Here is a 5,350-nt window from a genome sequence, read left to right on the forward strand (position 1 = left end):
ACGATGAATTGGTATTAGAAGTTGCTGCAAATCAAGCAGATGAATTATTGCCACTACTATGTGAAAAAATGCAAAATGCCGCGAGCCTTGCGGTGCCTTTATTGGTTGAAGGCGCCATGGGCAATAACTGGGATGAAGCGCACTAAGGGGGGTGATTTTACTATTCCAAAGTATTGGTGTTTTTTTGCATTAGCTTTGGGCTTGTTTTGCTATTGCGAAGCATTGGTTATATTTTGACATTGGAGGCCGGGCGACCCCGGCCCTAATAGTAATTATTAACGCTTTAGGCCGATAAATACGGCGTAGCCACTCGAAGCTAAGAGAGGTTTGGGCAAACAAAACCCTGAAATCGAGACCTGCCGCCTAAGGCAACCTAAAGCTATCGTCACTGGGTGACCTTGGCAATCTAACATTAGAGAGGTGATGTGCCCGAGTTGTTAAATAAACCCATAGCGCGCGTCAACAAGCTATGGTCGTCAATTTCTTATAAAGTACATTAACAGTAACCTCTAACCTACTGTTTAAAATATTAAATTTGAAAAACACTCTGATAATTCAATCTAATTGAAATACCAGCAGAGTAAAGCATGACTAAGCATTGTTAAAAAAACTTAAAAATAAATGAATTTTAATTGAACTTTTAATACAGAGCTAAGTCGTAGTAGTGCCCTTATAATATTTTGCCCCCCCCTTGCCAACCCCTGACAATGTCGGGGGGCAGTTTTTTTGTGCGTTTTATAACCACCAAAAAAGGTTAATTATTAACCATTCCGGTTAAATTTTAACCAAATTTGATACTTAATCAACACCTTATGACCCATTCCTAGAAAGTGTTTGACATATTCCGCTCATCCCTTTATAAAAACGTCTCTTCATTTCAATCATTAATAATATTTAAGGGGCAAATTCATGAAGAAGACATTATTAGCAGTTGCTTTAACAGCTGCATCTATGACTGCAGTTGCAGACATGAGCGTTTCTGGCCACGTTAACTACAAAGCCGGTATGCTTGAAGATTTTCAATCTGGCGGTGTTTCAACTGCTCAGGGTAACGAAGATTTAACAGTTGGTACAGCTGCTAGTTCTGAATCTCGTTTCCGCATCCTTTCTTCAACTGAAGCAAATGGTATCACTTACGGAGCAAAAATTGAGCTAGGCCTAGGCGAGCCCGATCGTGCAAACGCATTAAACAAGCGCCAGAACGAAGTTTATGTTTCAGGTGCCTTAGGTAAACTGACTTTAGGCCAAGGTTCAATTGCTGGTGATGGCGCATCTGAAGAAAATTTCAGTGGCACCTATTTAACATCTGGTGACTTAAGCTCTTGGGAACTTGGTGGCGATTTAGCTGACAATATTTATGCTGATCCAGGTCGTACAGAGCGCTTACGTTATGATGCTCCAAAAATTGGTAATCTAGCATTAGCTGTATCTATAAACGATTCTGAAGGTTCAGGTGCTGTATATACCAATGCGACAGTTGTGGGTAATTCTGCTACTCTTAAAAAAGCTGCTGTTAGCGGAAACGACACCGGTAACGATGTTTCTGTTTCAGCTCGTTATGCGATGTCAAACATTGTCGCTAGTGTTGGATTCATCTCGGCAGAAGCAGATGACAGCGATGTGGTTGCAGCATCGATAGCAGGTCAAATGAGTGGTTTTAATGCTGCTGTTCAATACGTAACATCAGAAAAACAAGTTGGTGCAGTATCAGACGATTTTGAGCAGGTGCGGTTTTTCTTAGGATATAAAGTAGGTCCATATGCTGTAGCTATTGACCATGGAATTTCAGAAACTGATACTAAAAGCGTTGATGCTGAAACTACAGGTCTAAACTTTGTTTATACCCCAACTAAAGGTGTTGAATTGTATGCTGGTGCACGTAATGCACAAGCAAATGACGGCGCGCTTGATGAAAATGCATTCTTAATGGGTGCTCGTGTTAAGTTTTAAGTTTTTCTTAGCTTAATCGTTCAATCTAAAACGCGTTATCTGTCGATAGCGCGTTTTTTTATGGGCGATGATAAAGTCGGGCCTGTTAGTTTGCGCGAGTAAAATTTTTAGCAATAAAGAGTTATCAATATATTTTTTTAAGGCAGGAGAGTAAACTAAGAACTAGGTTGACTTATGCGGGCAAGTTAATCATAGGTTATATTTCGTAATTGTACTTCAGATGGATATAGACGATTTATGGCATATTGCCTATTGTCAATATTTTGACAATTCAAAATTTACCAAGTCGAAAATTATTACACATTAACTACTTACACAATGGTCACTATGAGTTCTTTTAATTTAAACACTGTATTTAATACCACCGTTAAAGCAACAGCCAAAGTAACGATCTTTGTATTTTTTATATTCTTATCGGCTTGTGCGGCACCTAAAATAGGTCCTGTGCCCGAGCAGGTCGAACCCGACGTGCCAACAGGCCCAGGTCTTTTTACTGGAAAAACTGGCGAGTTTTCGGTATCAGATTTTTTTGATCCAGAGAAAAAGAATAAGAATCGTAGCCGTGATATTACCGTTACCGGCTCTGACGTCGATATTCCTGCGATTGATCTAGACAGTTTTGAGGAGTTTGAACGCTTCAAAGCCTGGCGCCGCGCCCAAGAAGTGGGTTCTATCGAATATCAGGATTGGTTAGATTATCAAGACTTTTTGCGGCTAAAAGCTGAAAAATAGCGATAAAAGATAAAAATGATAGCTAGGTAGAAGTTCAAGATGAAGGGCGGATCTCGTTACAGATTTAAAACGACCCATCAAAGTTAAAGCTAATCTAAATTTAATAACGTTTTATTTGTTTACTGAAAATATCTAATCACAACTCAGCTTTTGTCTAGCCCATCTATAATTCTCTCCTATCTAAGAGAGCATTTCCGTTCGTAAACTAATAAGTCAAAAATTGTAGCCACATACAATAAGATGTCTTGTATAGCTGAAATTAAAAACACCGGATAAGCTATCATTAAATCAACACTGTAATGACGACTAATAACTCACAAATGTTTGAGTTGACGGCCTACCTTAATGCGTTAAATTGACACGAGAGATTGACATTATGAATCACGATTTGCATCACCAGATTAACAATGTTCAACGTCTGCTAGCACAGAAAAAATAAATGATGCTATTGATTTGTGTTCACAGCTGATCAAGATATTCCCTAAAAATATTGAGCCTTGTGTTTTGCTTGCCCAAATTGAAGTAGCCGAGGGCAGGTACAGTCTAGCCATTAATGCACTGAAAAAAGCCAATAAAAGAAACCCTAAAAATACCGATGTGCAAGTGATGGAAGGTGATATTTACATGCAATCTAATCACCCATCCAAAGCAGAAAAATCGTATCAACTAGCTCTCAGGTCGGCGCCAAAAAACAGTATGTTACTCATGCGTTTGGCTGCTGCACTACAAATGCAGCCTAAAAAAATAGACACCGCCATAGCGCTATACCAGTCTGCGGTGACAGATAACCCAAATGATGCGAATGCACACTACAATTTAGGCACTGCCCTAAAACGTAAACATAATTTCCCTGCCACGATAGCGGCGTATAAAAAAGCCGCTGAGTTGTCTCCCGGTGATATCCAGTTGCACGCTAGTTTAGGCAATTTACTCTATGAAATAGGTGATTTCGAGGAAGCCGCTGTGCAATTAGAAAAACTATTAATGATGCAGCCTGATGTGGCTTTAACCTTAGATCAACTTGCCCACGCCAACAAAAGACTAAAGCGTCCTGAAGCAAGTCTTAAAGCGGCAGAGCGTTTAGTCGAAGTCACTCAGGCCTCCCCGCAAGGACTTAGAGCATTAGCCGCAGCAAAAATAATGTCTGGTGATTATGCATCGGCACTAAAGGTTTGTGAGCTTGGGCTTGATAAGCGACCCAAAGACAGGCGCTTGCTGTCAGAAAAAACGGTGGCACTATCAGGTAACGATGAACGGTCATCAGCTAATAGCCTGTTTAATATCGACGAGCTCTTAGCTGTGACTCAAATCGACCCGCCTGATGGGTATGGCACTATGGCTGAATTTAACCAAGCTATTATTAAACATGTGAATCATCATGCAAATTTAGATTTCTCAGGGGTGAGCCATACATGTCATCTCGGAAGTACCAGTAATGACGGGGTTTTTGTTAACCCAAAAGGGCCGCTTAAATACTTATCTGATCAAATACATAAAGCAGTTACTGATTATCGAAAAAAGATAAATAGTATTGAGTTGGACCATCCTTGGATGAATCATCTGCCTAGCATTTCTGAGTTAGCCATTAGTGGTTGGGTCACTAAACTAAGTAATCAAGGTTATCAGACAGGGCATATTCATGATACTGCATGGATTAGTGGCGTTTACTATGTCAACTTACCCAGCAACAGAGATAAGCATGCGGGCAGTATTGAATTCGGTAGGGCGCCTTACTTTTACCCCGATGGAGACCAAGGACAAATAAAAATTATTGACCCCAGAGAAGGCACATTAGTGTTATTTCCATCATATTTTTATCACAGAACCATTCCCTTCGAAAGCCAACATGAACGCATCACCATTGCATTTGATTTCCGTACGGATGATTTTTTATAGCTTATTAACCATGTAAACTAACAGGATTACAAACAGAAAGAGAGGTAGTGGAAGAGGGATTAAGAACACTCATTAAGCTTAGAAAACAGACCTCATTAAAAGAACTAAGAGGCAAGCTAAAGGGGTACGGAGATTTAGCAGACATGAGGTCATCAGTTTAATGCTTAGTAAATAAAAGTAACTACATAGAATATTTGATGTTAAACAATAATATAGACACAAAAGTCCGAAATTAGTACTTTTTACTGAAGTACTTAACCTTAGAAGTTAACAACTAGAATTTATACTCGAGCTTCGCTTGTAGTTTCAACAAAGATGAAACAATCCAAATATCATAAAAACAACTTATTTGAAAAAAAGTAAGTTTGTAATTGGTTGTTTGTAACAAAACTGTCATCATTGTCTTTTATAATTTGCAAATCTAAAATCTGTAATATTTGTTGAATTAACAAGATTTTTTAACATAGTTAGTCACAACAACTATTGAACAATCAGGCTTGTGTCTTAGTGATCATTATTAGGTGACGTTTAAAGCTTATGAGTTTATCTGCTCTTTTTGTAATTATTATGATCGGTGCTACGGCTACCTATATTCTAGGTCGAAGTCGCTCGTTAGCATTAGCCGATAATTTAGGGGGTATTCGTCATCTGCATTCACTGCCTTTGTATTACGGCGCGCAAGCGGCTTTGTGGTGTTTGATTCCCTGTTTGATATTGCTGGCAATGTGGACTGCCTTCGACGACAGCGTCATTCGCCAAATTATTATTCAGT

The 5,350-nt window shown here is 39.2% G+C and carries 4 protein-coding genes and 1 pseudogene; all 5 read left to right on the plus strand.

The genetic code is table 11. The features are described from left to right. The first annotated feature begins 909 nt into the window (after positions 1-909). Positions 910-1,950, plus strand: coding sequence for a porin (locus tag ACJAZP_RS19760; protein WP_415232454.1), 1,041 nt, complete (start codon positions 910-912; stop codon positions 1,948-1,950). A gap of 327 nt (positions 1,951-2,277) precedes the next feature. Next, positions 2,278-2,682, plus strand: coding sequence for a hypothetical protein (locus tag ACJAZP_RS19765; RefSeq protein WP_415232455.1), 405 nt, complete (start codon positions 2,278-2,280; stop codon positions 2,680-2,682). Positions 2,683-3,186: 504 nt separating this feature from the next. Next, positions 3,187-4,578 carry a putative 2OG-Fe(II) oxygenase gene (locus ACJAZP_RS19770; protein ID WP_415232456.1) on the plus strand — a complete coding sequence of 464 codons (1,392 nt, stop codon included), beginning with the start codon at positions 3,187-3,189 and terminating at the stop codon, positions 4,576-4,578. A 26-nt stretch (positions 4,579-4,604) separates the two neighbouring features. Next, positions 4,605-4,739, plus strand: a pseudogene (locus ACJAZP_RS19775) (type II toxin-antitoxin system VapB family antitoxin); the annotation flags it as partial. A 376-nt stretch (positions 4,740-5,115) separates the two neighbouring features. Next, a partial coding sequence (locus ACJAZP_RS19780; protein WP_415232457.1) for a phosphate ABC transporter permease family protein occupies positions 5,116-5,350 on the plus strand: 235 nt, incomplete at its 3' end.

The sequence above is a fragment of the Psychromonas sp. genome (assembly GCF_047632955.1).
In the GTDB taxonomy this organism is placed as follows: Bacteria; Pseudomonadota; Gammaproteobacteria; order Enterobacterales; family Psychromonadaceae; genus Psychromonas.

Bases quoted from the DNA above. Each gene is read 5' to 3' on its own strand.
- ACJAZP_RS19760 (WP_415232454.1), top strand. From the start codon at position 910: ATGAAGAAGACATTATTAGCAGTTGCTTTAACAGCTGCATCTATGACT.
- ACJAZP_RS19765 (WP_415232455.1), top strand. From the start codon at position 2,278: ATGAGTTCTTTTAATTTAAACACTGTATTTAATACCACCGTTAAAGCA.